Origin of the sequence: Natronorubrum sulfidifaciens JCM 14089 (genome assembly GCF_000337735.1) — an archaeon.
Taxonomy (GTDB): Archaea; Halobacteriota; Halobacteria; order Halobacteriales; family Natrialbaceae; genus Natronorubrum; species Natronorubrum sulfidifaciens.
The window spans coordinates 328,072-353,695 of record NZ_AOHX01000026.1 but is presented as its reverse complement, the minus strand read 5'-3'; the positions used below and the strand labels follow the sequence as shown (position 1 = coordinate 353,695).

22 protein-coding genes are annotated in these 25,624 nt (G+C 63.1%); 14 read left to right on the top strand and 8 right to left on the bottom strand.

Going from position 1 to position 25,624, the window contains the following annotated elements; translation table 11 throughout:
* Positions 1-47: 47 nt before the first annotated feature.
* On the bottom strand, positions 48-935 hold the full coding sequence (locus C495_RS04885; protein ID WP_008160562.1) for an acyltransferase: 888 nt from the start codon (positions 933-935) through the stop codon (positions 48-50).
* Between the two features lie 293 nt (positions 936-1,228).
* Between C495_RS04885 and C495_RS18465 the strand changes: the two genes are divergently transcribed.
* From C495_RS18465 to trpB, 7 genes are all read left to right on the top strand, one after another.
* Positions 1,229-1,363, top strand: coding sequence for a hypothetical protein (locus C495_RS18465; protein WP_275039962.1), 135 nt, complete (start codon positions 1,229-1,231; stop codon positions 1,361-1,363).
* 4 nt (positions 1,364-1,367) lie between these two features.
* Positions 1,368-2,351 (top strand): YeiH family protein, encoded by a 984-nt coding sequence (locus tag C495_RS04880; RefSeq protein WP_008160559.1) that lies wholly within the window; start codon positions 1,368-1,370, stop codon positions 2,349-2,351.
* Positions 2,352-2,670: 319 nt separating this feature from the next.
* Entirely contained in the window at positions 2,671-3,651 is a 981-nt protein-coding gene (locus tag C495_RS04875) for a PstS family phosphate ABC transporter substrate-binding protein (RefSeq protein WP_049890145.1), read from the top strand.
* Between the two features lie 7 nt (positions 3,652-3,658).
* Positions 3,659-4,588 carry a phosphate ABC transporter permease subunit PstC gene (gene pstC / locus C495_RS04870; RefSeq protein WP_006064929.1) on the top strand — a complete coding sequence of 310 codons (930 nt, stop codon included), beginning with the start codon at positions 3,659-3,661 and terminating at the stop codon, positions 4,586-4,588.
* A complete protein-coding gene (locus tag C495_RS04865) occupies positions 4,588-5,448 on the top strand; it encodes a PstA family ABC transporter permease (protein ID WP_006064928.1) in 861 nt (286 codons plus the stop codon). Before pstC ends, C495_RS04865 begins: the two co-directional genes overlap by 1 nt.
* The gene (locus C495_RS04860; protein WP_008160552.1) at positions 5,445-6,281 is read left to right on the top strand and encodes a phosphate ABC transporter ATP-binding protein; all 837 of its coding nucleotides are present in this window, start codon (positions 5,445-5,447) and stop codon (positions 6,279-6,281) included. The genes C495_RS04865 and C495_RS04860 overlap by 4 nt, the downstream gene beginning before the upstream one ends.
* 82 nt (positions 6,282-6,363) lie before the next feature.
* Entirely contained in the window at positions 6,364-7,515 is a 1,152-nt protein-coding gene (trpB, locus tag C495_RS04855; protein ID WP_008160550.1) for a tryptophan synthase subunit beta, read from the top strand.
* A 34-nt stretch (positions 7,516-7,549) separates the two neighbouring features.
* Here trpB and C495_RS04850 read toward each other — a convergent pair whose 3' ends face one another.
* From C495_RS04850 to C495_RS04840, 3 genes are all read right to left on the bottom strand, one after another.
* Positions 7,550-7,960 (bottom strand): HIT family protein, encoded by a 411-nt coding sequence (locus tag C495_RS04850; protein WP_008160548.1) that lies wholly within the window; start codon positions 7,958-7,960, stop codon positions 7,550-7,552.
* 79 nt (positions 7,961-8,039) lie between these two features.
* On the bottom strand, positions 8,040-9,101 hold the full coding sequence (locus C495_RS04845) for a glycosyltransferase family 4 protein (RefSeq protein WP_008160546.1): 1,062 nt from the start codon (positions 9,099-9,101) through the stop codon (positions 8,040-8,042).
* 86 nt (positions 9,102-9,187) lie between these two features.
* Complete coding sequence (locus C495_RS04840) at positions 9,188-9,850, bottom strand: hypothetical protein (RefSeq protein WP_008160544.1); 663 nt, start codon at positions 9,848-9,850, stop codon at positions 9,188-9,190.
* Positions 9,851-10,065: 215 nt separating this feature from the next.
* Here C495_RS04840 and C495_RS04835 point away from each other — a divergent pair, with 215 nt between their 5' ends.
* Positions 10,066-11,994 carry a S9 family peptidase gene (locus C495_RS04835; RefSeq protein ID WP_008160542.1) on the top strand — a complete coding sequence of 643 codons (1,929 nt, stop codon included), beginning with the start codon at positions 10,066-10,068 and terminating at the stop codon, positions 11,992-11,994.
* Between the two features lie 58 nt (positions 11,995-12,052).
* On the opposite strand, the gene C495_RS04830 is transcribed toward C495_RS04835, so the two are convergent.
* Complete coding sequence (locus C495_RS04830) at positions 12,053-13,114, bottom strand: NAD(P)-dependent glycerol-1-phosphate dehydrogenase (protein WP_008160541.1); 1,062 nt, start codon at positions 13,112-13,114, stop codon at positions 12,053-12,055.
* 256 nt (positions 13,115-13,370) lie between these two features.
* Here C495_RS04830 and C495_RS04825 point away from each other — a divergent pair, with 256 nt between their 5' ends.
* The 4 genes from C495_RS04825 to C495_RS04810 all read left to right on the top strand — a co-directional run bounded on the left by C495_RS04825 (position 13,371) and on the right by C495_RS04810 (position 16,017).
* Entirely contained in the window at positions 13,371-14,354 is a 984-nt protein-coding gene (locus C495_RS04825) for an RAD55 family ATPase (RefSeq protein WP_008160539.1), read from the top strand.
* Positions 14,355-14,424: 70 nt separating this feature from the next.
* Positions 14,425-14,841, top strand: coding sequence for a GIY-YIG nuclease family protein (locus C495_RS04820; RefSeq protein WP_008160538.1), 417 nt, complete (start codon positions 14,425-14,427; stop codon positions 14,839-14,841).
* Positions 14,842-14,885: 44 nt separating this feature from the next.
* Entirely contained in the window at positions 14,886-15,482 is a 597-nt protein-coding gene (locus C495_RS04815) for a peroxidase-related enzyme (RefSeq protein ID WP_008160537.1), read from the top strand.
* A gap of 58 nt (positions 15,483-15,540) precedes the next feature.
* The gene (locus C495_RS04810; RefSeq protein ID WP_008160536.1) at positions 15,541-16,017 is read left to right on the top strand and encodes a hypothetical protein; all 477 of its coding nucleotides are present in this window, start codon (positions 15,541-15,543) and stop codon (positions 16,015-16,017) included.
* 65 nt (positions 16,018-16,082) lie between these two features.
* Here the strand turns inward: C495_RS04810 and gltB are convergent, their stop codons facing one another.
* The gene (gltB, locus tag C495_RS04805; protein ID WP_083902447.1) at positions 16,083-20,627 is read right to left on the bottom strand and encodes a glutamate synthase large subunit; all 4,545 of its coding nucleotides are present in this window, start codon (positions 20,625-20,627) and stop codon (positions 16,083-16,085) included.
* Between the two features lie 583 nt (positions 20,628-21,210).
* The gene (gene proS / locus C495_RS04800; RefSeq protein ID WP_008160534.1) at positions 21,211-22,692 is read right to left on the bottom strand and encodes a proline--tRNA ligase; all 1,482 of its coding nucleotides are present in this window, start codon (positions 22,690-22,692) and stop codon (positions 21,211-21,213) included.
* 131 nt (positions 22,693-22,823) lie between these two features.
* Here proS and C495_RS04795 point away from each other — a divergent pair, with 131 nt between their 5' ends.
* Together C495_RS04795 and C495_RS04790 are read left to right on the top strand one after the other, a co-directional pair.
* Entirely contained in the window at positions 22,824-23,795 is a 972-nt protein-coding gene (locus C495_RS04795) for a quinone oxidoreductase family protein (RefSeq protein WP_008160533.1), read from the top strand.
* 446 nt (positions 23,796-24,241) lie between these two features.
* The gene (locus C495_RS04790) at positions 24,242-24,952 is read left to right on the top strand and encodes a hypothetical protein (protein ID WP_152418862.1); all 711 of its coding nucleotides are present in this window, start codon (positions 24,242-24,244) and stop codon (positions 24,950-24,952) included.
* A gap of 146 nt (positions 24,953-25,098) precedes the next feature.
* On the opposite strand, the gene C495_RS04785 is transcribed toward C495_RS04790, so the two are convergent.
* Entirely contained in the window at positions 25,099-25,608 is a 510-nt protein-coding gene (locus tag C495_RS04785) for an 8-oxo-dGTP diphosphatase (RefSeq protein WP_008160531.1), read from the bottom strand.
* Positions 25,609-25,624: the final 16 nt, after the last annotated feature.

The window sequence follows — 25,624 nt, the reverse complement described above, 5'->3', positions numbered from 1 at the left end:
GCGCCCAATCGTGGTGAAAATATCCTGTGCCTGAACGTCTGGCTCGGCTAGAAGTCGCGACCGAACTCGTCGAAGACCTCGAGGTCCTCGGGCAGGTCGTACTCGATGCGGCGCTGTTCCTGTCGGTTGACGCCGGCGTCGTCGAGCGGTGTTGCGACGTCCTCCCAGCCGGGTTTGATCTTGACACTTTTCGCCGGCGCGCCGATCGCGATATGGTGGGCAGGCACGTCGTGCTGGACGATCCCGCGTGCGCCGATGATGGCGTTTTCGCCGACTTTACAGCCGGCACGGACCATTGCGTCGTAGGTGAGTCGAACGTCGTCTTCGACGATCGTGTGGTAGTTACGGACCTCGGTTTGGTCGACGACGTCGTGGTCGTGGCTGTAGATGTGGACGCCGTCCGAAACCGAGACGCGATCGCCGATCGTGAGTTTCCCGCGGTCGTCCAGATGCACGTCGTCGTGGACGACGGTGTTGTCGCCGATGGTGATGTTGTGTCCGTAGGTGAACGTCACGCCCTTGAAAAACCGGCACCCGTCGCCACACTCCTCGAAGAGATGGTTGGCGAGCATTCGGCGGAATCGCAAAGCAAACTCGACGTTGTCCGCAATCGGCAGGCTGTCGAACTGTCGCCACAGCCACTGGAGGTGTTTCGAGCGACGGAACTCCTCTTCGTCTTTCTCGGCGTAATACTCGCTCTCGAGGGTGGTGTTACAGGGGTCGTAACTCTGCAAGCGGACACGTTCGGCCGGGGAGACGTCCCCGCCGTCCTGCCAGTGTTCGTAGGCGTCGCGGTCGCCGGAGAGATCGATCAGGACGTCCTCGACTACTGAACAGGTGTCTTCGTCGCTCGCCAGCCGTCGGTCGACCTCGTCGATGAACTCGCGCATCCCCGCCTCCGCCTCGTCAGGGAGCGAGACGTACCGCTTTGTCATACTCCGACGTATTGCCCGCCGAGTTCATAGGGGTTCGGTTGTGCGGACGCTTTGCCAGCATTCGTGTGAGTTCGACCTGCGGACCCGTCCAGTGACCTCGTTTGTCCGGCTGTCAGCGCAGGACCGTCATAGACTGCTGCAATATATTCCGCTATCGACGACGTGATCGACAATCATTAAGTGCTTCAATCCGGAGGCATCGAACGAATGTCGCCCGACGGACGACGCCGTGGTCGATCGCTGGCCGTACCGAGAGACAGTGTTCCGACCGGCCAACTGGTCGAGAGATGTCCATGAACGCCGTCCAGCGCTCTCTCGGGGCGATCCGCTCGTACTGGACCGCCCTCGAGCGAGACTGGCAAAGCGTCGCCGTCGGGGCGGTGATCGTCGCCCTGACAGTCGGTTTCGAGATACAGATCCCCTGGTAGCGCGATGTCTGTTGACCGGCTGCTTCCGGGGCTTGTTGCGCTCGTTCTCGGAGCACTCGCCGCGCGCGCCATCGGCCTCACCGTCGGTCTCAACCATCTGCTCATCGCTATCGCGCTCGGATTCGCGCTGGCGAACGGCCCCGGTGTCCCCGACCGTCTCAGACCGGGAATCGCGACCCACAAACTCTGGTTAGGCGCTGGCATCGTCCTCATGGGCGCGTCGTTGACCCTCGAGGCGATCCTCGAGGTCGGGGCCACCGTCCTGTTCGTCGTCGTCCTCGTCATCGCCGTGACCATCGTCGTCGTCGAAGCGCTCTCGAGAAACGTCTTCGGGCTCGCCGAACAGCTCGGCTCACTGCTTGCCGCCGGGGCCAGCATCTGTGGCGTGTCGGCCGTCGTCGCCGTTGCGGGGGCGATCCGCGCCCGGGAAGACCAGATCGCCTACGCAGCGGCGACGGTGTTGTTGTTCGATGCGATCACGATCGTCGTCTATCCGATCATCGGGGGAGTGCTCGGGCTCTCGGATATCGTCTTCGGGGTCTGGGCCGGCGTCAGTATGTTCTCGACGGGACCAGTCGTCGCGGTCGGCTTCGCCTATTCGGAGGTCGCCGGCCAGTGGGCGACGATGACGAAACTCTCACGCAACGCCTTGATCGGGGTCGTCGTGCTCATCTATGCGAGCTACTACGCCCAGCAGGGAGAGGGGGGCCGCCCGTCCGTCGGGCTGCTGTGGGCGGAGTTCCCGAAGTTCGTGCTCGGCTTTATTGCACTCGTCGTCCTCGCGAGTGCGGGGGCGTTCTCGCCGGCCCAACAGACCGCGATCGAGAACGCCTACAACTGGCTGTTCCTCCTCGCGTTCGTCGGACTTGGCACCGAAATCCGACTCACTGAACTCCGCAACACCGGCCTCACGCCTGCACTCGCCGTACTGGTCTCGTTTCTCGCCGTCAGTGCGTTCTCGCTTGCGCTGCTCGTGATACTGTTTTAGTCACCGTCGAAGAACACGGCAATATTTTCGATCGGCGTCGTCGTTGTCTCGTCACCGCGAAATCGAACGGCTCAGCGATTGCCAGCTTGCTCGTCACTCGAGTGGTGTCACTCGTCCGGCGTCGACACTACACAGAACCGATCTTATCCCGGTGGAGAGCGGTTGTCGGGCCTGATATCCGGGAGTCCTCCCTCGAGCCCAGTCTGTGTGTGTCGAATACACGCATGAATACGAGAGGTTTGCTGCTTTCGGGTTGTACACCAAAGAATTGCAGCGGAGCAAGAGAGTACAAGTCCCTAGCGAATACGGGGTAATACTCATGGAACGCACCTATTCGCGTCGTTCTGCGCTACAGCTTGCCGGAGTTGGCTCGGTTGTCTCGCTTGCGGGCTGTTCGTCTGTTCTCGGCGGCGGCTCTTCGGTTCGTATCTCGGGTGGGGTCGGCCCACTGCCGATGGTCGAAGTCTGGGCGGACCGCTACGGAGACGACACGGACACCTCGTTCGATATCTCCGGCGGCGGCACTGGTGTCGGCGTCTCCGACGTTTTAAACGGTCAGGTCGACATCGCGATGATGGGTCGCGAACCCGAACCGGAGGAGATCGACCAGGGACTGTTCGCTGTCCCCATGCTCATCGATACCGTCGTCGCGACGGTCAACGCCGACAACCCCGTCCTCGAGGAACTCCAGGAAGACGGCCTGAGCCGCGAGGACCTCGAGGCCATCTTCACGAAAGAGGTCACGAACTGGGGCGAGGTCGTCGACGCGGACGTCGACGAGGAGATCACCGTCTACGGGCGCTCGGACGCCTCCGCAGCCTACAAGCAGTGGGGTGATTTCCTCGGCGGCGAGGACGACGCCTACACGCAGAGCGAACTCGAGGATCTCTCGGATGGCAACCACAACGGCGACCAGCCGGTCGCCGAAGCCGTCGGCTCCAACGAGACGGCCATCTCGCTGAACAACATCAACTACGTCTACGCTCTCGAGAGCGGCGAGCTCGAGGGCGACATTCGCCCGGTGCCACTCGATCACGACGGTGACGGGACGATTTCCGAGGATGAGGACTTCTATGACACCCGAGAGGAGTTCCTCGCCGCCGTCGAGGAGGGTCAGTATCCGGCCCCGCCGGCACGCGAGATGTTCCTCGCTTCCGACGGCGCGTTCGACGAGGAAGCCCACGACTTCGTCGAGTGGGTACTAACCGAGGGTCAAGAGTACGTCCGAGACAACGGCTACGTTCCGCTCGAGGCGGACACACTCGAAGAGGCACAGGACGACCTGGCCGAGGGGCCATAACTGAACGATGGCAGGGTCGACGGAGTCTAGGAGTCAACGGCGACTCGATCGGCGGCTCCTGATCGAACGCCTGAGCAGCCGCTGGTTGCAGGGGGCTGGCTACTTCGCCATCGCGCTGTTTGCCCTGATCGTGCTGGCGCTGCTCTACCAGTCGCTGCCGCTGCTGTCAGAGTATTCGCTGGTGCAGGCGCTGACGTCCTCGAACTGGGACCCCGCACAGAACGAGTTTGGCTTCCTGCCGGCGATCGTCGGCACGATCTACGTCACCGCACTCACGATGGCGATGGGCACCCCGATCGCGATCCTTGCGGCGATCTACATCGCCGAGTACGCCGAGGGACGGGCGAAGACGCTCGTCTCGTCGTTTATCGACGTGCTCGCGGCGATCCCGAGCGTGATCTTCGGACTGGTCGCGCTGATCGTCGTCGTCCCCTTCGTCGGCGACTACCTCGCGCCGGCCGTCGGCTCGAGTGCGACCGGTCTTGGCATCTTCACAGTCAGTCTCGTGATGGCGATCGTCGTCACTCCCTTCATGATCTCGCTGTCGGTCGAATCCCTCGAGGCCTTGCCCGACGAGCTTCGGGAGTCCTCGCTCGGCGTCGGCGCGACGAAGTGGGAGACGATCCGGTCGGTGCTGTTGCGGGCTGCGGGCCCCGGCATCTTCTCGGCCGTGTTGCTCGGCTTCGGTCGCGTCTTCGGCGCGACGATCGTGCCTGCGATGCTGATCGGCGGCCAGACCCACCTGCCGAGTTCGCCGTTTGCGACGGGCCAGACGCTGCCGACGCTGATCGTCAACGATTTCGGTGAGCTGATGAGCCTGCCGCTGACCCAGTCGGCGCTGATCTTCGTCGGCCTCATGCTCGTGGTCGTCGTCTGGCTGTTCAACTTCACGGCGATGCTCGTCCGCCGCCGCCTCCAGCGGAGGTGGCAGTACTGATGGACCGATACGCCAAACAGCGACTCTTCGGCCTGCTTGCTCGTGGCGCTGCCGCCCTCGTCGTCGCCGTGATGGTGCTGGTCGTCGCCGTGACGATCTACCGTGGCGGGCGCGTCTTCCTGACCGACCCCGCGATCGCGATCACGCCGCCGGGCTCCCGATACATGCTCGAGGGCGACGGCGGCTTCCTCCATGCCGTCCTCGGGAGTCTGTTCATCGTCGTTCCGGCGACGGTCGTCTCGGCAGTGCTCGCCGTCTCCACGGCGATCTATCTCCAGAGCGATTACTCGAGCGAGCGGTTCTCGGACGTCGTGAACATGTTCTTGAACGTGCTCTGGGGGACGCCACCGATCGTCTACGGTGTGTTCGTTCTGACGATCATCATCGCGATCGGTGCTCGAACGAGTCTGTTCTTCGGGATCGTCGCGATCGCGATCTTCCAGTACCCGATCATGACCCGCTACACCGACGAGGCGTTGCGGTCGGCTCCTGAGGCGGTCAAAGAGGCGACTTACGGCCTCGGCGGGACGCGATTCGAGGCCGCGCTGATGACGTTCCGCGCGGCGCTGCCGGGGATCATCGCCGGGATCATCATGGGCTTCGCCCGCGGCATCGGTGACGCTGCGACGGTGTTGTTCACCACTGGTCGAAGTACGAATATGCCGGGTGGCCTCTTCGAAGGGGCGACGACGCTCCCAGTGCTCATCTTCGATCAGGCGATGTCGTTCAACGCCGAGGTCCGCTCACACGCCTACGCAGCGTCGTTCGTCCTTATCGTCGCCGTACTCGCGTTGATCATCGTCTCGAAACTGCTTGCCGGACGCTACGCACGCTACGCACCAGGAGGTCGCCACTCATGACAGACACTGCACTCACTACCGAGAATCTCACCGTAACGTACACCGGAAACCGCGAAGTCGAGGCGCTGAAAGGCGTCTCGGTCGAGTTCCCAGCGAATCAGCTGACGGCCATCATCGGTCCCTCGGGCTGTGGGAAATCGACGCTGCTCAAATCGCTGAACCGACTTCACGAGATCCAACCCAACGTCGAGATTTCGGGCGACGTCCTATTGGGCGAGCAGTCGGTCTACAACACCGACGAGCCGGTACCGGAGCTTCGCAGACGGATCGGCTACGTCCCGCAGACGCCGACCGCGCTGCCGCTATCGATCTACGAGAACGTCGCCTATGGGCTGCAGATCCACGGCGACTACGAGTCGAAAGCCGACCTCGATGATCGGGTCGAACACTACCTGCGGAAGGTCAACCTCTGGAGCGAGGTCGAAGACCGACTCGACGCCCCCGGCGCAGAGCTATCGACCGGCCAGATCCAGCGGCTCTGTCTCGCCCGCTCGCTGGCCGTCGAACCCGACATCCTGCTCTGTGACGAGGTGACGTCGGCGCTCGATCCCGTTTCCGCCGAAACGGTCGAGGAGACCCTCGAGTCCCTCAAAGACGAGTATACGATCATCATGGTTACCCACAGCATGGATCAAGCCAAACGGCTCGCCGACGAGGTCGTCTTCCTCTATCTCGGCGACTGCATCGAGACGAACGACACCCGGTCGTTCTTCGAAAACCCACAGCACGAACGCACTGCGGAGTTCGTCTCGGGACATACCGTGGTCGGGGACGACGATGATGACGAGTCGGAGTCGACAGCCGCTGCGACCACAGTCGCAGCCGAGCGATAGCACGACGCGCCTGTCGTCGTCGCGTTCGACAGCCGGGCCGGTGACAGAATATATTTACCGTCCGGGTGCGAGTGGCCGACATATGTCCAATGGCGCGTTCGATGGGTACGGTGGACGCCACGTTCCCGACCCCCTGCAGGAACCACTCGAGCAACTCGCAACTGCCTACGACGAGGTCGCCGACACCGACGCCTTCCGCGCGGAGCTTCGTGAGCTCCTCGAGACGTTCGCCGGCCGGCCGACGCCGCTGTACTATGCAAGCACGTTGAGCGACCGGTACGGAGCCGACATCTACCTCAAGCGAGAGGACCTGCTCCACGGCGGGGCCCACAAGATCAACAACGCACTCGGCCAGGCCCTGCTGGCCAAACAGAGCGGCCGCGACCGGATCATCGCCGAAACTGGGGCCGGCCAACACGGCACCGCAACCGCGATGGTCGGCGCGTTGCTCGACCTCGAGACGGAGATTTATATGGGCGCGAAAGACGTCGCCCGTCAGGAGATGAACGTCTTCCGGATGCGGCTGATGGGTGCCGAGGTCAACGAAGTGACCCGCGGCGACGAAGGCCTCGCCGACGCCGTCGACGCGGCGCTCGAGGACTTCGCCAAAAACGTCGACGACACCCACTACCTCGTGGGTAGCGTCGTCGGCCCCGACCCGTTCCCGCGGATGGTTCGGGACTTCCAGAGCGTCATCGGTCGGGAGGCCCGCGAACAGTTCCAAGAGCGAACTGGCGATCTCCCCGACGCGGCCGTCGCCTGCGTCGGCGGCGGCTCGAACGCGATCGGTCTTTTCCATGCGTTCCGCGACGACGACGTCGACTTCTACGGTGCCGAAGGCGGCGGCAAAGGCGCTGACTCGAGTCGCCACGCGGCCCCGCTCGCGAAAGGGAAAGACGACGTCATCCACGGGATGAAAACGCGCGTGATCGACGACGACGTCGAGGTCCACTCCGTTTCGGCTGGGCTCGACTACCCCGGTGTCGGCCCCGAACACGCTATGTACAAGGCTATCGGCCGCTGTGAGTACACGGGCGTCACCGACGAGGAAGCCCTCGCTGCCTTCCGCGAACTCAGCGAGACCGAGGGAATCATCCCAGCCCTCGAGTCCAGCCACGGCATCGCGCGGGCGATCCAACTCGCCGAAGCGGGTGAGCACGAGACGATCCTCGTGAACCTCTCCGGACGCGGCGACAAGGACATGGAAACCGCGGCGTCGAAGTTCGATCTCTAACGGTATCGGCCGCCGCTCGAGTCGGCTTCCGTTTTCAGAGCGCCGAGCGAATACGGCTCGCTAGCTGTGTCGCCTCACTGTCAGTCAGCTCGCCCCGCGTCAGCGACAGCGCCACGTCATCGGCCTCGCTTCGCGGAACGAGATGGACGTGGGCGTGGTCGACGGCCCCGACTAGCGGCCCGCTGGTGTGAAAGACGCTGAATCCGTCGGGCTCGAGCGCCGCCTCGAGTGCCTTCGCGACGGTCCGAACCGTCTCGAAGACCGCGCTCGCGGTCGGTTCGTCGATCGTCAGCGCGTCTTCTTCGTGGCTGCGTGGGACGACGAGCGTGTGTCCCGTTACTGCCGGGTTGCGGTCGAGAAACGCACACGTCTGCTCGTCCTCATAGAGGACGTGAACCGGCAGGTCGCCGGCGACGATCCGACAGAACTCACAGTCGTCACTCATACTCGAACTGTCTCGTGGACGGATATATAGCCATCCCCACCAGCGCCGTCCTCGCCGTTCGCGTCGGTGTGGAGACTGCCTACAACAGGCCGTACGCTTCCTCGAGCGTTCGGTACTGCTCGAGATACGCCTCGGCGACGGCCGAGCGGTCGTAGTCGGCAAACCGGTCGTCGAACGTGCAATGCTCGAGGTCGCCGGCCGAGAGGATGGCGTCGGCGAGTTCTGCCTCGCTCGTCGTTCGAAAGCCCCGATCCCACCCTTCGACGAGTTCGTGGGCGCTCGAGTCGACGTGGTACTCGACGATGCCGACACAGCCCGATGCCAGCGCCCACAGCATCTCCGTCGGGAACACGCAGTGTTCGGCCGTCTGTGCGAAAACGTGTGCGCCACGGTAGGCGGCGATGCGTTCCTCGAGCGAGCAGTCGCCGACGAACGAAACTCGATCGTCGATCCGGAGATCACTCGCGAGGCGCTCGTACATCGCCCGTTCGGGGCCGTCACCGATGACGGTCGTTCGCCAGTCTCGACCTCGAAGCTCCGCCAGTGCGAGCAACAGGCTCTCGAGGTTTGCCCCCTCGTCGAGCCGGCGGGCGTAGATCACGTCGACCTGCTCGCCCGGCGGCACGTCCTGAATGCGCTCGAGGTCGATCGGGTTCGGGACCGTCTCGACGCGGTCGCCGTCGGCCCCGCGCTCTCTGAGCCACGTGGCGACGAGTGCCGACGGCGTGAGGATTCGAGCGCCCCGTTTCGCCGCCAGCCGCGTCCACCGATCGTCGTCGATCCCGCCGTCGCCGTCCCACTCGGTGAGCATGGGGACACGCGCAAGCGTCGCCCCGACGCTGGCCGCGAGGACCACTGCCGGAGAGTGTGCGTTTACGTGGACGATGTCGGAGTTCGATGCAGCGAGGACGAACGGTAGCCGGGCGAGAAACGACTTGCTGGCCTCGAGACCAGTGACAACCGCATGGTACGTGATCCCCTCTCGCTCGAGGGTCGACGCGTCGTCGGCCCAGAACTTGGCACAGTAGCAGTGGACGTCGTGTCCGTGGGCAGCCAGCAACTCGAGGACAGTCTGGAACCGGTGGTTCGTCTCGCTGTCGCGGTGAAAAACCGTCTCGAACGAGACGAACGCGAGTCGCATATGACGCGCGACGTAGTGACAGGATAAAAAATCACTTCTTTTCTCGAGTTACTCATCGCGAGTGTCAGCTGTCTCGTCACCGAGCGCTAGTCGTCGCCGATGGAGGCCGTTTCGGTGATGAACTCGGAAATCTGCTCGATGAAGTCGCCGTCATCGTCGTCGTCCTCCTCGTCGACATCGTCGTCACCGTCGGTTTCATCTTCTACATCCACGTCGCTTTCGTCCTCGTCGCCGTCAGTGTCGTCGTCAGCCTCGCCCACATCGTCATCAGTATCGTCCGTTTCGTCGCTGTCGTCGTCAGCCTCGTCGTTGTCGTCGTCCGTCTCATCGTTGTCGTCGTCAGCCTCGTCCACATCGTCATCAGCCTCGTCCGTCTCGTCGCTGTCGTCGTCAGCCTCGACATCACTCGCCCCTTCCTCGACTCCGTCGTCATCCTCGTCTTCGATGTCGCCACTGCTGTCGTCGTTCCCATCGTCATCGCTCTCGTCGCGCTCACTCTCGTCATCGGCTGTCTCCTCGCGCTCGTCGTCATCCGCCGTCTCGGTTGACTGCTCGTCGCCGGACCCGCTGTCTGCGTCGGTTCCGATGTCGGTCGAATCACTCCCGTCGTCGATCTCGGACTCGCCGCTCGAGAAGCCAGTGCCGACGACTGCGACCGTCAGCCCGAACGCGACGAGGACGACGAGGATCGTGACGAGGATCGCTGTGGTCGATGTCCCCTCGTCGGTGCGCCCACCCTGCTCTTGCATTACTCGAGCGATTCGTCTCGACGAGTTTTGTTACGCAGTACCTTTGCCCCGCTTCTCGAGCGCGCGTGTTATCAGCCGTGCGCGCTCTCGGACCGCGCTATGCTGGCGACGTGCGTACACTGGACGCTGTATGGCCAGCCTACTTTCGATAGCCGCCGCTGTTGTCACGGTTCCGTAACCCAAACGACTACGCCCTCGAGCGGCTAGCTGCGTGTATGAGCTACGAGATCGCCCGGTATCTCAACATCCGCAGCGCCTACGGCGCATCGTTTGGGCCCGACGGCGAACGGCTGTCGTTTCTGATGGATACGACCGGCACCGCGCAGGTCTGGACGCTCGAGGCCCCCCGCGCGTGGCCCGAGCAGCGGACGTTTTACGACGAGCGCGTGACGTTCGCCTCGTGGGCGCCCGAGCGTCCCGAACTGATCTTCGGGATGGACGAGGGTGGCAACGAGCGCGCCCAACTGTTCCGGCTGGACGCCGAGACGGGCGTCATCGAGAACCTGACGGCGATGCCCGACGCCAAACAACGTTGTGGCTCGGGGGGCCACAACGAGCCTCGCGCTCGCATCGCTCGCGCCAAACACCGCTGGGGCGGCTGGAGCCACGACGGCGAGCGCTTCGCGTTCGCGTCGAACCGTCGTGACGAGTCCGTCTTCGACATCTACGTGCAGGGCCGCGACGAGATTGGCGACGAAGCAACGCTCGTCTGTGAGGGTGACGGCTGGCTCTCGCTGTCGGGCTGGAGTCCCGACGACTCCCGCCTGCTGGTCTCACAAGCCTACTCGAACTTCGATCAGGATCTGTACGTGCTCGACCTCGAGGCCGACGAGCCTGAACTCGAGCACCTCACGCCACACGAAGGCGACGTCCGCTACGGGAGCGCCAGTTGGGCCCCCGACGGCGAGGGTATCTATCTCGTCACGGACGAGGGCGACGCCGACACGCTGTATCTGGCGTATCTCGATCTCGAAGGCGGGGCACAAAGCGCCCCGGAGACTCGAGCGGGGAGGAAAGCGACCCGCGAGACCGGTGTGCTCGAGACCGTTGCCGATGGAGACGGGTGGAACATCGACGGCATCGCACTGGACGACGAGACGGGCCGGTTCGTCTACTCGCGAAACGTCGAAGGCTACACCGAACTCACTGTTGGCGAGTTCGACGCCGACGACCCGACCGAGTTCGAGACGTTCCCCGAACCCGATCTGCCGGGTGGGATCTCCGGCGGCGTGAGCTTCGACCCCGATGCAGAGCGTTTCGCGCTCTCTACCACTGGCGATACGGTCAACACGAACGTGTTCGTGGTCGACATCGAAAGCGGCGAGGTCGAGCGCTGGACCGACGCCCCAACGGCGGGCATTCCACGCGCGTCGTTCGACGACTCCGAACTCGTCCACGTCGAGAGCTTCGATGGCCTCGAGGTCCCCGCCTTCCTCACACTTCCCGACGACGCCGAGGACGGCCAGACGCCCGTCATCGTCGATATCCACGGCGGGCCCGAGAGTCAGCGTCGGCCGTCGTTCTCGAGTGTCAAACAGTACTTCGTCGATCGAGGCTACGCCTACTTCGAGCCGAACGTCCGCGGCTCGGCGGGCTACGGGGCTGACTACGCCGCCCTCGATGACGTCGAAAAGCGGATGGATTCGGTGGCCGATATCGAGGCCTGCGTCGAGTGGCTCCACGACCACCCGGCTGTCGATCCTGACCGAATCGCCGCCAAGGGCGGCTCCTACGGCGGGTTCATGGTACTCGCGGCGCTCACCGAGTATCCCGACCTGTGGGCGGCCGGCATCGACGTCGTCGGCATCGCCAACTTCGTCACGTTCCTCGAGAACACCGGCGACTGGCGGCGTGAACTGCGCGAGGCCGAGTACGGCAGCCTCGCCGACGACCGCGAATTCCTGGAAGAAATCTCGCCGACGAACAATATCGAGCAGATCGAGGCCCCGCTGTTCGTTCTTCACGGCGAAAACGACCCCCGTGTGCCAGTCGGCGAGGCCGAACAGATCGCCGAGAAGGCCGCCGAACAGGGTGTCCCGGTCCGAAAGCTGATTTTCGACGACGAAGGACACGGCTTCTCGAAACTCGAGAACCGGCTCGAGGCCTACTCAGCGATTGCGGACTTCCTCGACGACCACGTCTGAACGCCACGGCGTGGCCCCGAATCGCCGATTCGGCATCGACACCAGACAGACGGTAGGCTCAGTCGATGACGCCGGTCTTCGTCGCGACCTCGCGTGCGGCACGCTCGTCCATGCCGTCACCGAGGATCGTGTACCGATCACGGATTTCGTGACAGGTGGTCAGCGCTTCGATAACGGTCTTGTCGTCGATGCCAAGCCCGTCCGCAGTCGTCGGCGCGTCGATACTCGCGAGTGCGTTCCGAATGTCTCGCCAGATGCCGCGTTCGCCGCCGTGTAAGTACGCAGTCATGATCGAGCCGACACCGACCTGATGGCCGTGTAAGGCCGCGTCGGGCGCAAGCCGATCGAGTTGGTGCGAGAAGAGGTGTTCCGCACCGCTCGCTGGCCGGGAGGAGCCGGCGATGCTCATCGCGACGCCCGACGACATGAGCGCTTTCGTGACGACCCAGGCCGACTCCTCGAGACCGGGGCGGATGAGGTCGGCGTTGTCGACGAGGATTTCGGCGGTCATCTCCGCGAGGGCGGCGGCGTACTCGGAGTACTCGACGTTTTTCAACCGGTGGGCGAGTCGCCAGTCCATCACGGCGGTGTAGTTCGAAATAATGTCGGCACAGCCCGCCGTTGTGAGTTCCCACGGCGCGTTGGCCAAGATTTCGGTGTCGGCGATGACCGCAAGCGGTGGCTCAGCGGCGACGCTGTGACGGGTGTCCCCATCCGGGACGGAGCCGCGATTACTGACGATGCCGTCGTGACTGGCCGCCGTCGGTACCGAACAAAAGCCCATCTCGAGGTGATAGCTCGCCATCTTGGCGATGTCGATGGCTTTCCCGCCGCCGATGCCGACGAGATAGGAGACGTCCTCGGCGTTGGCGGTCTCGATCACTCGCTCGACGGCGTCGAACGTTGCTTTCTCGATCGTGACGACGGCGGGCTCGACGCCGGTGGCTTCGAACGCCGTGACGATCGGCTCCGCGGCGACCTCCCGTGGCGTCGGGCTGGTCACGAACAGCGGCCGACCCTGCAATTGGAGGTCGTCGATGACGTCGACGACCTGATCGATGACCCCGTGACCGACGACGACGTTTCGCGGCAGACGAATCCACGTCGACTTCTCGAACATACGTGCTCTCACTCACCCATATGCCATGTGTTTTTCCTGTTGTCCGAACGATCGACCGACTGTCGGCGACCGACCTTCGAACCGTTCTGTCCGACAGTATGAGGAGTGTCTGGTCGTCGGTGCACCCGCGCCGCGGCAGCACGGGCTGTTGTCGGCCGCTCTCCGTGTGCCGGCTGTCCACCAGTATCACCAGCGATGACAGTCCCGCTCTCACAGGACTGGTTCTTTTCCCCCGTCCGTCGTACTCCCGCTACTCATGTCACCATCCAAGCGATCGGATCGACCCGGTGACTATCCGCTCGAGTGTGATCACTGTCACTACCCGATCCCGAACGATCCGGTGGAGACCGACGACGGCTACGTCTGTTCGACGGCCTGTCACGACGCCGTAGGCGACGACACGACGATGGCCGAGCCGAGCGCGTACAAGCGCATCGCGACGGGCGTCGAACCGCTCGACTCGCTCGTTCCCACCGGTGTCCCGTCGAATTCGTTTCTCACACTCGTCGGCGAGGCAGGCACCCGGTGGCGCGAACTCCTCACCGAACTCGTCTGGCGCGCGCTCGAGCGCGGCGAACCCGCCGCCATCCTCACCGCGACGACGCCACCGACGGCGGTCCTCGAGCGCTTTTTTGAAGCGGGGTGGAACGTCTTGCCTGCCCTTGAGGACGAGCGACTCCGGGTGATCGACTGTTTCACCCATCGGCTCGAAGACCGCGAGACATTCCTCGAGCGACGAAACAGGTGGATCGAGTTCGTCGGCGAGACCGCTGCCGACTCGATCGTCACGCTCGAGGAGCCGACCGCCACCGAGCCGATCCTGTCCGGCCTGAACGAGACACTAGACGATCTCGAGATGACCGAGACGGGGCTGGTGACCATCGATTCACTGGCCGAGTTTGAGGCCAACCATCGCCACGCCTTCGTGGCGGAGCTGCGAGCGTCGGTGTGCAAGGCGCGATACGTGCCGATCATCGCCGGCACGGTCGCCGATATTGGATCGGACTCCAGCAATGCGTTCGCCGACGGGATCGTCGATCTTCGGCTGGCCGACCACCTCGAGTCGGCTGTCAGGCACAGACAGCTCAGCGTTCGGAAACTCACTGGGGCACAGTCTCTCCCCCAATGGATCGCCTACGAGTACGACCCTCCACAGGGACTGCTCGTGCTCGGTTCTGCCGTCGACGTCGACGGACGTTCCACCGTATCGGACTCCGCTGAACTGCACGGACGGCAGTAACACCACGCGATCACGACTCGCGTCGGCACGAACCACGTTCGTTTTTATCACCTCGCCGTTGACCACCGGTATGGGTGGCACATACGTTCTCGTCGTCGACGTGTCTCGGACGACGACCATCGAGGTCGGCGCGCTGGGTACGTGTCCCTTTGCTGTCGGCACCTACGCCTACGTCGGCAGCGCCTTCGGCCCGGGTGGCTTTGCCCGCGTAGACCGCCACCGCGAACTCGCAACCGGCGAGCGCGAGACCCGCCACTGGCATATCGATTACCTGCTCGGTCATCCGACGACGACCCTCGAGCGCGTGGTCACGTTCCCCGACGCCGACCGGGAGTGTGAGCTGGCGACGTCGCTTCCGGGCGATCACGTCCCCGAGTTCGGGGCCTCGGACTGTGATTGTGCGGCCCACCTGCTCGAGACGCCGGGCAGAGACGCCGTCCTCGAGGCGGCAGTCGACGCCGGTGGGCTCGTCGACGAGGAGTGGTGAACTCGGGCCCCTGAGTTATTACGGATGCGTGTGAATCGGTAGCCATGAGTAACTCCGACACCAAGGTAGAACTCAGCGACGACGCGATGGCCCGATTCCCCGTCCCGGCGTTCGACGACCTCCCCGAGGATCTACAGGAGCGAATCGCCGCAGAGACCGACCGCGCTGGCTTCACGCCGAACGTGTTCTCGGCGATGGCGTACAAGCCCTCCCACTTCCGCGCCTTCTTCCAGTATCACGACGCCCTCGTCGAGGACGCCGCCTTAGAGCGCGAGGAGATCGAGATGATCGTCGTCGCCGTCTCCGGCGTCAACCACTGTTACTACTGTAACGTCGCCCACGGTGCGCTCGTCCGGATCTATGCCGACGATCCGCTGCTGGCCGACCAACTCGTCGCCAACTACCGGACGGCGGACATCAACGACGCCCACCGGACGATGCTCGACGTCGCCGTGACACTGACCGAGAACCCGACCGCGGTCGAACCGGCCGACCTCGAGGCGCTGCGCGAGGCTGGCTTCAGCGAGGAGGCGATCTGGGACATCGCGGCCGTCACGGCCTTTTACAACCTGAGCAACCGACTCGCGATGTTCGCGGAGATGCGGCCAAACGACGAGTTCCACACGCTCGGTCGCGAGTAACGGTGTCAAGCGGCCGAATTCCGGTTCCGATTCGAGCAACAGGAAACACGGCCGTAACGTGGACCCCGTCCCGACTCGAGCCGAACGGATCGCGGCGCTACTCGCGATCCTTGCGGTGGTGCTTCTGGTCCCGGCAGCCGCGCTCGGTTCCGGTATTGCCGTCGTCGTCCTGTTGTTCGTCGCGTTCACGTGCGGGACGATCGCGAAGGCGCGGACGGGACTCGACGGACTCCGAACGTTCGGTCTTCATCCGGTTTCCGACGACGACCCCAAAGCCGAACGATATCGTGAGCGACGGAACCGCCACGATGAGTGGGTTCAGGAAGCGGTCTCGTTCGATTACGACCCGCGGCTCGACCGCCTGCTGGCGGTCGGACTGGCAGTCGTCGGGGTCGGCGCACTGGTGGTTGTGGTCACCAGCGGCGACGGTGGTCGGAACACGACACGCCTGTTGGTCATCGCGCTAATCTCGCTCAACTGCGCGCTGATCGCCTATGGGGCGTCGTATATGAACGGTGACGACCGAGCGGAGTGAGTCGAGGGCAGACGAACTGCTGTCGTCATCGATCCCGCCGCCCGTGATCGGAACCGCAGCCTATCTCAGTCGTCGCTCGCCGCGAAACTGGCTGACTCGGCCTCGAGTTCGGTCTCGGGCACGCCGGGCAGTTCGGTGCGGACGTCGTCGCTGCCCTGCTCGGTGATCGCCTCGTGGTAGGCGTCGGGCATGACCTTGACGAAGGCCTCGAGCGCGCGCTCCCAGTTTGCGAGCAGGTGTTCGCCCCGCTCGGAGCCGGTGTAGGCGACGTGGTTCTCGACGAGTCGTCGCAGCATCTGTTCGTCTCGGTCCTCGAGGTCCTCGTGTAGCGAGACCATCCCGGTGTTCGCGCGGTCGGCGAACTCGTCGTCGGGGTCGTAGACGTAGGCGACGCCGCCGGACATCCCCGCAGCGAAGTTCGTCCCCGTCTCGCCCAAGACGGCGACGACGCCGCCGGTCATGTACTCACAGCCGTGGTCGCCAACGCCTTCGACGACGGCTTTCGCGCCGGAGTTGCGGACGGCGAAGCGCTCGCCGGCGACGCCGTTGACGTACAGTTGGCCGTCGGTTGCGCCGTAGAGGGCGACGTTGCCGATCGAGATGTTCTCGGTCGGATCGTAGGTGGCCGTCTCGGGCGTTCGAATGGTAAGCTTCCCACCCGAGAGGCCCTTGCCGACGTAGTCGTTGGCGCTGCCGTCGAGGTGCATCGAGACGCCGCTGGCGAGGAACGCCCCGAAGCTCTGACCGGCCGTGCCCTCGAGGTCGATCGAGATCGTGTCTTCGGGGAGGCCCGGTTCGCCGTAGCGGCTGGTGATGCGGTTCGAGAGCATCGCGCCGACGGTACGATCGACGTTCGTGACGCCGGTCGAGAGCATCACTGGCTCCTCGGTTTCGATCGCGTCGGCGGCGGCGTCGATGAGGTCGCGGTCGAGTTGGGCCTCGAGTTCGTGGTCCTGTTCGCGAATCTTGCGCCGGACCTCGCCCTCAGGTTTGGCAAGCACCCCCGAGAGGTCGACGCGGCGGGCTTTCGGGTGGTCGATATCCTCGCGCTGGGCGAGCACCTCGACGTGGCCGATCATCTCGTCGATCGTCTCGAAGCCGAGTTCGGCCATAATCTCGCGCAGTTCCTGGGCGATGAACGTCATGTAGTTGATGACGTGCTCGGGTTCGCCGGGGAAGCGCTTTCGCAGGTCCTCGCGCTGGGTGGCGACGCCGACCGGGCAGGTGTTGTTGTGACACTGTCGGGCCATCACGCAGCCGCTGGTGACCAGCGAAGACGTCCCGAAAACGTACTCCTCAGCACCGAGCAAGGCGGCGACGGCGACGTCGCGGCCGGTTTTCATCCCGCCGTCGGCGGAGACGCGAATGCGGTCGCGTAGCCCGGTCGCACAGAGCATCTGGTTCGCCTCGGCGAGGCCGAGTTCCCAGGGGAGACCGGCGTTTTTGATCGAGGTGCGCGGCGACGCACCCGTGCCGCCGGAGTGGCCCGAGATGTGGACCACGTCGGCGTTTGCCTTCGCGACGCCCGCTGCGACCGTGCCGATGCCGGCTTCGGAGACGAGTTTGACGTTGATGTCCGCGTCCTCGTTTGCCGCCTTCAGATCGAAGATCAGCTGTTTCAGATCCTCGATCGAGTAGATGTCGTGCAGCGGCGGCGGCGAGATGAGACCAACGCCCGGCGTCGACTTGCGGACGTGGGCGATCATCTCGTTGACTTTCTCGCCGGGAAGGTGGCCGCCCTCGCCGGGTTTCGAGCCCTGTGCCATCTTGATCTGGAGTTCGTCGGCCGAAGAGAGATACGTCGAGGTGACGCCGAAGCGGCCCGAGGCCACCTGCTTGACGTTACACTCTTTCTCGGTGCCAAAGCGCTCCGGCGGCTCGCCGCCTTCGCCCGAGTTCGACTTGCCGCCGATGCGGTTCATCGCAATCGAGTTGTTCTCGTGGGCCTCCGGCGAGAGCGAGCCAAGACTCATCGCCGCGGTCGAAAAGCGCTGGACGATGTCCTTGATCGGCTCGACGTCCTCTATCGGGACCGGGTCGCGATCCGAGTCGAACTCGAGCAACCCGCGCAGGGTCTGGAGGTTCTGTTGTTGGTCGTTGATCAGTTCTGCGAACTCCCCGTAGCGCTCGTAGTCGTTCGAGCGGACGGCCTGTTGGAGCGTGCCGACCGTCTCCGGGTTCCACTGGTGGTGAATCCCGTTCGAGCGGTGTTCGAACTCGCCGTGACGGTCGAGGTCGCCGTCGCCGTCCTCGAAGGCTGCGGCGTGGCGCTCGCGGACGTCCGCCTCGAGTTCGGCGAGACCAATCCCTTCGGTGCGGTTCTCGGTGCCCTCGAAGTACTCCGCGACGAGCGCCGAGTCGAGGCCGACGGCCTCGAAGATCTGTGCGCCTTGGTAGCTCTCGACCGTCGAGATCCCCATCTTAGCCATGATCTTCAGCAAGCCGTCCTCGAGTGCGCCGACGTAGGCGTCGATCGCGGTCGCCGTGTCCGCGCCGTCGGAACCGGCCGTGATGTCCGCGATCGTCTGGTAGGCGAGGTACGGGTTGATCGCGCCGGCACCGTAGCCGACGAGCGTCGCCATGTGGTGGACAGTGCGCGGGTCGGCGGACTCGACGACGAGGCCGACGTGGTTGCGCAGGCCGTTTCGCACGAGATGGTGGTGGACGCCACCGGTCGCGAGCAGGCTCGGGATCGCGGCTCGGTCCTCGTCGACGCCGCGATCCGAGAGGACCAACACGTCGTGGCCCGCCTCGATAGCCTCGACGGCGTCCTCGCGGACGCGTTCGATCGCCCTCTCGAGGTCAGTTCCCGGCTCCTCGCTCGTCGGCTCGTAGGTAATGTCGACCGTCGCGGCCGTGATCCCGTTGGTCGAACAGTCACGGATCGACTCGAGGTCGCCGTCGGTCAGAATCGGTGACTCGAGCACGAGTTGACGGGCGTGTTCGGGCGACTCGGTGAGGAGGTTGCGCTGGTAGCCGAGTCGGCTCTCCATCGACGTCACCAACTCCTCGCGGATGTAGTCCAGTGGCGGGTTGGTGACCTGTGCGAACAGCTGTTTGAAATACGAGAACAGCGGGCGGTTGAACTCGGTGAGCACCGACAGCGGCGTGTCGTCGCCCATCGAGCCGACGGGGTCTTTCCCCGTCTGCAGCATCGGCTCGATCATGTTGTCGAGTTCGTCGTGGGTGTAGCCGAATGCGGCCTGCTGGTCGCGCAGGTTCGAGACCGACTGGCGGGGTGCGCTGTCGTCGGTCGTCCGGATGTCGCCGAGTTGAACCTGTTCTTGCTCGACCCACTCGCCGTAGCGATCGTCGGTGAGGTCCTCGAAGACCTCGTCGTCCGGAATAACGCGTCCCTCGTTCGGATCGGCGAGGAACAGCTGGCCGGGCTTGAGTCGGCCGCGCTCTTCGATCTCCGATGGATCGGTCTCGAGCGCGCCGGCCTCGCTGGCCATAATCAGGCGGTTGTCGGTCGTCACGTCGTACCGACACGGTCGAAGGCCGTTCCGGTCCAACACCGCGCCGACGCGTTCGCCGTCGGTCGCCGCGACGAGTGCGGGGCCGTCCCACGGCTCGACCAGCGAGGCGTGGAAATCGTACCAGTCCTTGCGGTCTTGATCCATCGACTCGTCGCCGCGCCAGGCTTCGGGGACGAGCATTCGAAGGGCGTGCTCGAGGTCCCGGCCGTCTTGCATCAGCAGTTCGAGCGCGTTGTCGACGCTCGCGGTGTCCGACTGGTCCGGGTCGTCGATGATCGGCTTGACCGCCTCGAGATCTTCTAAGACGTCGCTCTCGAGATCGGTCTCGCGGGCGCGCATCCAGTTGATGTTGCCCTGAATGGTGTTGAACTCGCCGTTGTGGATGATGTTCCGGTATGGGTGAGCCAGGTGCCACGCGCCGAGCGTGTTCGTCGAGAACCGCTCGTGGACCATCGCGAACGTCGACTTCATTCGCTCGTCGGTCAGATCGGGGTAGTAGGAGGCGACCTGCTCGCCTTTGAGCAGGCCCTTGTAGACGAGCGTCTCCGAGTCGAGCGAGCAGACGTAGAAGCGCTCTGACCCGTCGATATCAGCGGACTCAACCTCGTTTTCGAGTGCCCGGCGAGCGACGTAGAGTCGCCGGTCGAACGCGTCGCCGGTGACGTCGTCGGTTGGTGTGACGACGACCTGCCAGACGTCGGGTTCGGCGTCGACGGCCGTCTGGCCGAGGTCCGCGTTGTTGGTCGGCACGTCGCGCCACTCGAGGGCCTCGAGGTTGTAGGTCTCGAGCGAATCTTCGATGATCGAGATCAGTTCCTCGCGTGCTGGGTCGTCCTGTGGGAAAAAGATCGAACCGACAGCGTAGGTGTCCGGAAGATCGGCCTCGAGAACATCCGCGAAGAACGCATCGGGCATCTGGAACATGATCCCTGCGCCGTCACCGGTGTTTTTCTCCGCGCCAGTCGTCCCCCGATGCTCGAGATTGACGAGGAGCTCGAGGCCGTCGGCGACGACGTCGTGTCCCCCATCACCGTCGAGGTCCATGACAACACCGACACCGCAGTTCGACCGCTCGTCAGTGGGGTCTGCAAGCCCCTGCGAATGCTTTGCAGACATGTGTGGCTGTGACATACGCACAAGTAGCGAAAACACCTATAAGAGGTTGATCCATAATGACTAAGTGTATTATAGACACATATAATCGAATATAAGGCATATGGTCCTTAATGATAGTAAATAATATACCGTCCGTCAGACGCCACTCGACAGTCGGCCTCAGCGCTCGCTGCTCGAGCCGACGGCAGCATACGGACTGCTGTCGTCACTGACCACCGAGTACCAGGACAGGTCGGTACTCGGCGGGACATTGGGGCAGCAGACCGTCTCACTGATCGAACGGAAATGACTGCCCGGTGTGGGCAGAAGTGTCAGAGGCACGTAGTGCTCACCCACCAGAGTGAACACCACGGTTATTCATTATGTTGCCAGCCATAAGCAGTATGTGGTTAAAGAATTAGGTCTGCCTGTTACTCCCTGCCACGAACTCCGTCGACGTCACAATCCAGTGTCAGGGTACGATCTCTCCTCGAAAATCGCCGGTTGATCGGGCCGCCGATACCGTTTCGACGGTCTCATCCGGACTGCTGTCGTCGCTTACTGCCGATCACCGACCCCGCCGCTGGTGGTCGGCGGTAAATCGGTACAGCAGTCCATCTCAGTAGGACTTCGCGAAGTATGCGATCTCGTCTGCGGGGTCGCCACAGACGCCACACTCGTCGTGGTCGGGTTCGGGAACCTCGCCGGCCGTCGTCCCGCCTTCGTCCTCGAGCGGCTGCATGACGATTTCGGCGGCGATCTTCTCTTTGATGGCTTCCTCGCAGGCCTCGTCGCCACACCACGACGTCTTCACGTAGCCGCCGTGTTTGCCGATCGTGCCGAGGATCTCCTCCGGACTGTACGCTTCGCGGACGTTCTCCTCGAGGTTTGTCTCGGCCGCGTCGTACAGTTTGTCGAAGACCTCGTCCAGATGCTCGTCGACGGCGTCGACGATCTCGTCGCGGTCCTCGACGGACTCCTCGTTGTCCGGCCGGTGAACCAGCGTGACCTCCTCGTCTTCGACCTCGTAGGGGCCGATCTCGAGACGCAACGGTACGCCGTTTAACTCGTGTTCGTTGAACTTGAAACCGGGGTTGCGCTCGTCCCGATCGTCGAGTTCGACGCTGAAGCCGGCCGCCTCGAGGTCATCGGCGATGTCCGCGGAGTACTCGAGGACGTCGTCTTTGGTGTCCTCCTGCCAGATGGGGACGATAACGACCTGCGTGGGCGCGATCGTCGGCGGGAGCACGAGCCCCTGATCGTCTGAGTGGGTCATGATGAGCGCGCCGATCGCTCGCCAGGACAGCCCCCACGAGGTGGTGTAGGCCGTTCGCTCGTCCTCGTCTTCGTCGGCGAACGTAATGTCAAAGGCCTCGGCGAAGCTCTGGCCGAGGTTGTGGCTCGTCGCTCCCTGAACGGACTTGCCATCGGGCATCAGTGCCTCGACCGTCGTCGTGGTGTCGGCTCCGGGGAACTTGTCGTGTTCGGGCTTCTTACCGCGCAGGACCGGAATCGCCAGCACGTCCTCGTAGAGGTTCTCGTACTGGCCGAGTCGGGTCCAGACCTCCTCCCACGCGCTTTCGTCGGATGCGTGGGCGGTGTGGCCTTCCTGCCACATGAACTCCTTCGTCCGGAAGAACGGCTTCGTCTCCGTCGCCTCCCAGCGAACGACCGAACACCACTGGTTGAGTCGCAGGGGCAGGTCGCGGTGGCTGCGGGTCCAGTCGGCCATGAACGGTGCGATGATCGACTCGCTGGTCGGTCGGACGGCGAGTCGCTCCTCGAGTTCGTCGTGGCCGCCGTGGGTCACCCACGCGACCTCGGGGTCGAATCCTTCGACGATGTCCTTCTCGCGCTCCAAGAAGCTCTCGGGGATGAACATCGGGAAGTAGACGTTGTCGACGCCGGTCGCTTTGAACTCGCTGTCGAGGGCGTCCTGAATGCCCTCCCACAGCGCGTAGCCGCGCGGTTTCGTGACGATGAAGCCGCCCATCGGGGCGTAATCCGCGAGACCTGCCTTCTGGACGACTTCGGCGTACCAGTCGCCGGGCTTGTGCGATTTCGACTCGGTGATGCCGAGTTCTTGACTCTCGTCGCTCATTGATTCGACATGCAGTCAGCGCGGGCTTAAACCATGCGAAGGCAGATCCACCCTGAAAACGGGGCGAGAACGGCCCGTCAGTTCACTCCGGTTCTCGGAGCTTTATGCAGGTGTGTGACACAGAGATGGGCATGAAAGCGATCCAGGTAGCTGACTACGGCGACAGTGATCAACTCGAGCTCATCGACGCCGAGCTTCCGGAACCGGGTCCGGGCGAGGTCCGCCTCGAGGTCGAAGCGGCGGGGATCAACTTCGCGGACATCATGCAACGCCGCGGCGTCTATCCCGGCGGTCCCGACGCACCGTATCGTCCCGGCATGGAGGCTGCGGGCACGATCGACGCGACCGGAGAGGACGTCGACCTGGACGAGGGCGACCGCGTCGTCGCGATGCTCAACGGCGGCGGCTACGCCGAGTACGCGACCGCGAACGCACAGATGCTCTTCCCGATTCCCGAGGGGATGAGCTTCGAGGAAGCCGCCGGCTTCCCCGTCCAGTTTCTCACCGCCCACAGCTGTCTGTTCGAGTGGGGCGGCCTCGAGGAAGACGAGTCGGTCCTGATCCAGGCCGCTGCGGGCGGGGTCGGCACGGCCGCGGTCCAACTCGCTTCGAACCACGGCGCGGAGGTATTCGGTACCGCGAGCACACAGGAGAAACTCGATCTCGCCGCCGAGTTGGGCTGCGACCATCCGATCAACTACACCGAGACCGACTTCCGCGAGGTCGTCGACGACGAAACAGACGGCGAGGGCGTCGACCTCGTCTTGGAGAGCGTCGGCGACGACGTCTTCGAACGCAGTCTCGACGCGATGGCCCACTTCGGCCGCATGGTCACCTACGGCGTCGCCAGCGGCGTTCCAGCCGCAGCCGAAAACCGCCGCCTGCTGTTCGAGAACAAGTCCGTTTCGGGCTTTCACCTCGGTCAGGCCGCCACCCACGACCCGAGTCGGATCATGAAGGCCGTCCCCGAACTCACCGAGGGGCTGACGACCGGCGACCTCGAGGTCATCGTCGGCGAGTCGTTCGCCCTCGAGGACGCAGCCGAGGCCCACCAGTACATCGAGGATCGCAAGAGCTCCGGGAAAGTCGTTCTCAAACCCTAACTCGAGGTTTGAGGTTCGTTTTCACGTTTCGACCTGTCGACCAGCGGTTCAACAGCCGTCTGTTCTGATACACTACTTTTCGTCCGAAATGCGGAGCGATACTCCCATTCGGTCAGCAATATACATGAGGCCGCCAAAAGCCCCGAGATATGTGAGGGCATTGAGTATGCCAGTCATCATCTCAACCATATCTATCATTAGTTAGTATTACTGTACGGTAATACTTTTATATTTATTTGTTCTACCGACCGATAATACACTCCTGTAGTATCCATTGAGACCGGTTGCACCTTCACCTATACTGACCGGGCAACTACTGGTGTGAACCCAACGCAGTGTCTTCTGACAGCTATCAATTATGGTGGCGAAGTCGTGCTGAACAGATGGCGCGAACAGCACAAGATTCGGACAGAAAGGATATATATAGTAATTTCGTCCCACCAGACATGAACCGCCGTGCGCTACTCGCTTCTGCTGGAGTTACCTCGGCCAGTTTCGCTGGCTGTTTCGACAACGTACGTTCAACCAGACGACTCGAGTACGAAGAATGCACCTCAATGATAATTCCTATGGATAACGTTCCTGAGGAAGTGGAAAAAGAGGTGACAACCGCTCTCGAAGACGGGTCATACGAGACAGATGGAGACCTCTACCTGACGGACATCATGGACCCCGAATCGTCTTATCTCAAATATAGTGCCCCTGAGTATGGGACCTATGGCGGTCGCTACTACCAACCCGTGATCAAGGCCAGTAACGGAACGACACGTCTCAGGATTGAAGAAGCAATTCCAACGGCCGGTCGGTCGATTCCGCTAGGTAATCTGTCTGGGACGGATATTTTTGTCTCGGTTCACATCACATTTGAACCATATAGTGAGACATTTGATAGCGAGGTTCTCATTGACGATGACTTTGAGGTTTCAGCTGAACAGGATGCTACGCTAGTAGAAGAACCGAAATACGGGTTCTATAGTGCTGAGATTGAATACCATTCAGAGAAGAAGATTGTTGAAGAAGAATGGGAAGTACATGAGAGCGTCAGTCCCACGCTTTACATTGTTGATGAATTTGGTGAAAAAGAACCCTTTGTAGAAACAAGTCCCGCCAGTATAAGATACTGTGAGTGGGACGAATCAGGCGAACTACTGTATTAGTTTGCTGAACCAATTCTGTCTGTTTAGTGTATAGTTCCTAATGTTCATCAGAGAGGTGTAGATAGCCGCTCTGATAACGCCTCCACCTGTACTGATCATTGAAGCTTGATAACCTCTCTCAAGACCGTCCACCGAAGCCCCACCTTCTACTCACGATCGGCGGCAAACGAAACGTTCCACTCGAGGTCGTGCCCGACGAAGTCAGCCTCGTCCAGTGGCCGCCCGCCCTCGAATCGGAACTCGCCGGCGACCGTCTCGCCCTCGAGGACGCCCGGAAGCCAGAGGTGGTCGTCGTCCCACATCTGTTCGTACGGTACCTCGTCGATCGCGACCCACTCGGGATACGCTTCGGCCGAGGCAGTCGCCTCGCCTGCAAATGACCGCGTACGGTAGACGTGACAGAACGTGTGTTTCTCGCCGTCGAGCAGAAAGCTGAGTTCGCCCGCTTTCTCGAGCGCACTGGCTTCGACCTCGAGGCCGACCTCCTCGCGCGTCTCGCGGACGGCACACTCGCGTGGGGTTTCGCCGGCCTCGAGTTTCCCGCCGGGGCCGTTGTACCACCCTTCGCCGAGGCCGCGTCGCTTCTCGATCAAGAGCACCTCCGTCCCGGCGTCGCGTCCCTCCCGCATCGGAAAACACAGCGTCGTCTCGCGCATATCCCAGCGTTCGCTC

Excerpts from the sequence above, each read along its gene's own strand:
- C495_RS04865 (WP_006064928.1), top strand. The coding sequence starts at position 4,588 with ATGGACCGATACGCCAAACAGCGACTCTTCGGCCTGCTTGCTCGTGGC.
- C495_RS04860 (WP_008160552.1), top strand. The coding sequence starts at position 5,445 with ATGACAGACACTGCACTCACTACCGAGAATCTCACCGTAACGTACACC.
- C495_RS04790 (WP_152418862.1), top strand. The coding sequence starts at position 24,242 with ATGAACCGCCGTGCGCTACTCGCTTCTGCTGGAGTTACCTCGGCCAGT.
- C495_RS04815 (WP_008160537.1), top strand. The coding sequence starts at position 14,886 with ATGAGTAACTCCGACACCAAGGTAGAACTCAGCGACGACGCGATGGCC.
- pstC (WP_006064929.1), top strand. The coding sequence starts at position 3,659 with ATGGCAGGGTCGACGGAGTCTAGGAGTCAACGGCGACTCGATCGGCGG.
- C495_RS04885 (WP_008160562.1), bottom strand. The coding sequence starts at position 935 with ATGACAAAGCGGTACGTCTCGCTCCCTGACGAGGCGGAGGCGGGGATG.
- C495_RS04845 (WP_008160546.1), bottom strand. The coding sequence starts at position 9,101 with ATGCGACTCGCGTTCGTCTCGTTCGAGACGGTTTTTCACCGCGACAGC.
- trpB (WP_008160550.1), top strand. The coding sequence starts at position 6,364 with ATGTCCAATGGCGCGTTCGATGGGTACGGTGGACGCCACGTTCCCGAC.
- proS (WP_008160534.1), bottom strand. The coding sequence starts at position 22,692 with ATGAGCGACGAGAGTCAAGAACTCGGCATCACCGAGTCGAAATCGCAC.
- C495_RS04785 (WP_008160531.1), bottom strand. The coding sequence starts at position 25,608 with ATGCGCGAGACGACGCTGTGTTTTCCGATGCGGGAGGGACGCGACGCC.
- C495_RS04835 (WP_008160542.1), top strand. The coding sequence starts at position 10,066 with ATGAGCTACGAGATCGCCCGGTATCTCAACATCCGCAGCGCCTACGGC.
- gltB (WP_083902447.1), bottom strand. The coding sequence starts at position 20,627 with ATGTCACAGCCACACATGTCTGCAAAGCATTCGCAGGGGCTTGCAGAC.
- C495_RS04795 (WP_008160533.1), top strand. The coding sequence starts at position 22,824 with ATGAAAGCGATCCAGGTAGCTGACTACGGCGACAGTGATCAACTCGAG.
- C495_RS04875 (WP_049890145.1), top strand. The coding sequence starts at position 2,671 with ATGGAACGCACCTATTCGCGTCGTTCTGCGCTACAGCTTGCCGGAGTT.
- C495_RS04840 (WP_008160544.1), bottom strand. The coding sequence starts at position 9,850 with ATGCAAGAGCAGGGTGGGCGCACCGACGAGGGGACATCGACCACAGCG.
- C495_RS04820 (WP_008160538.1), top strand. The coding sequence starts at position 14,425 with ATGGGTGGCACATACGTTCTCGTCGTCGACGTGTCTCGGACGACGACC.
- C495_RS04880 (WP_008160559.1), top strand. The coding sequence starts at position 1,368 with ATGTCTGTTGACCGGCTGCTTCCGGGGCTTGTTGCGCTCGTTCTCGGA.
- C495_RS04830 (WP_008160541.1), bottom strand. The coding sequence starts at position 13,114 with ATGTTCGAGAAGTCGACGTGGATTCGTCTGCCGCGAAACGTCGTCGTC.
- C495_RS18465 (WP_275039962.1), top strand. The coding sequence starts at position 1,229 with ATGAACGCCGTCCAGCGCTCTCTCGGGGCGATCCGCTCGTACTGGACC.
- C495_RS04825 (WP_008160539.1), top strand. The coding sequence starts at position 13,371 with ATGTCACCATCCAAGCGATCGGATCGACCCGGTGACTATCCGCTCGAG.
- C495_RS04850 (WP_008160548.1), bottom strand. The coding sequence starts at position 7,960 with ATGAGTGACGACTGTGAGTTCTGTCGGATCGTCGCCGGCGACCTGCCG.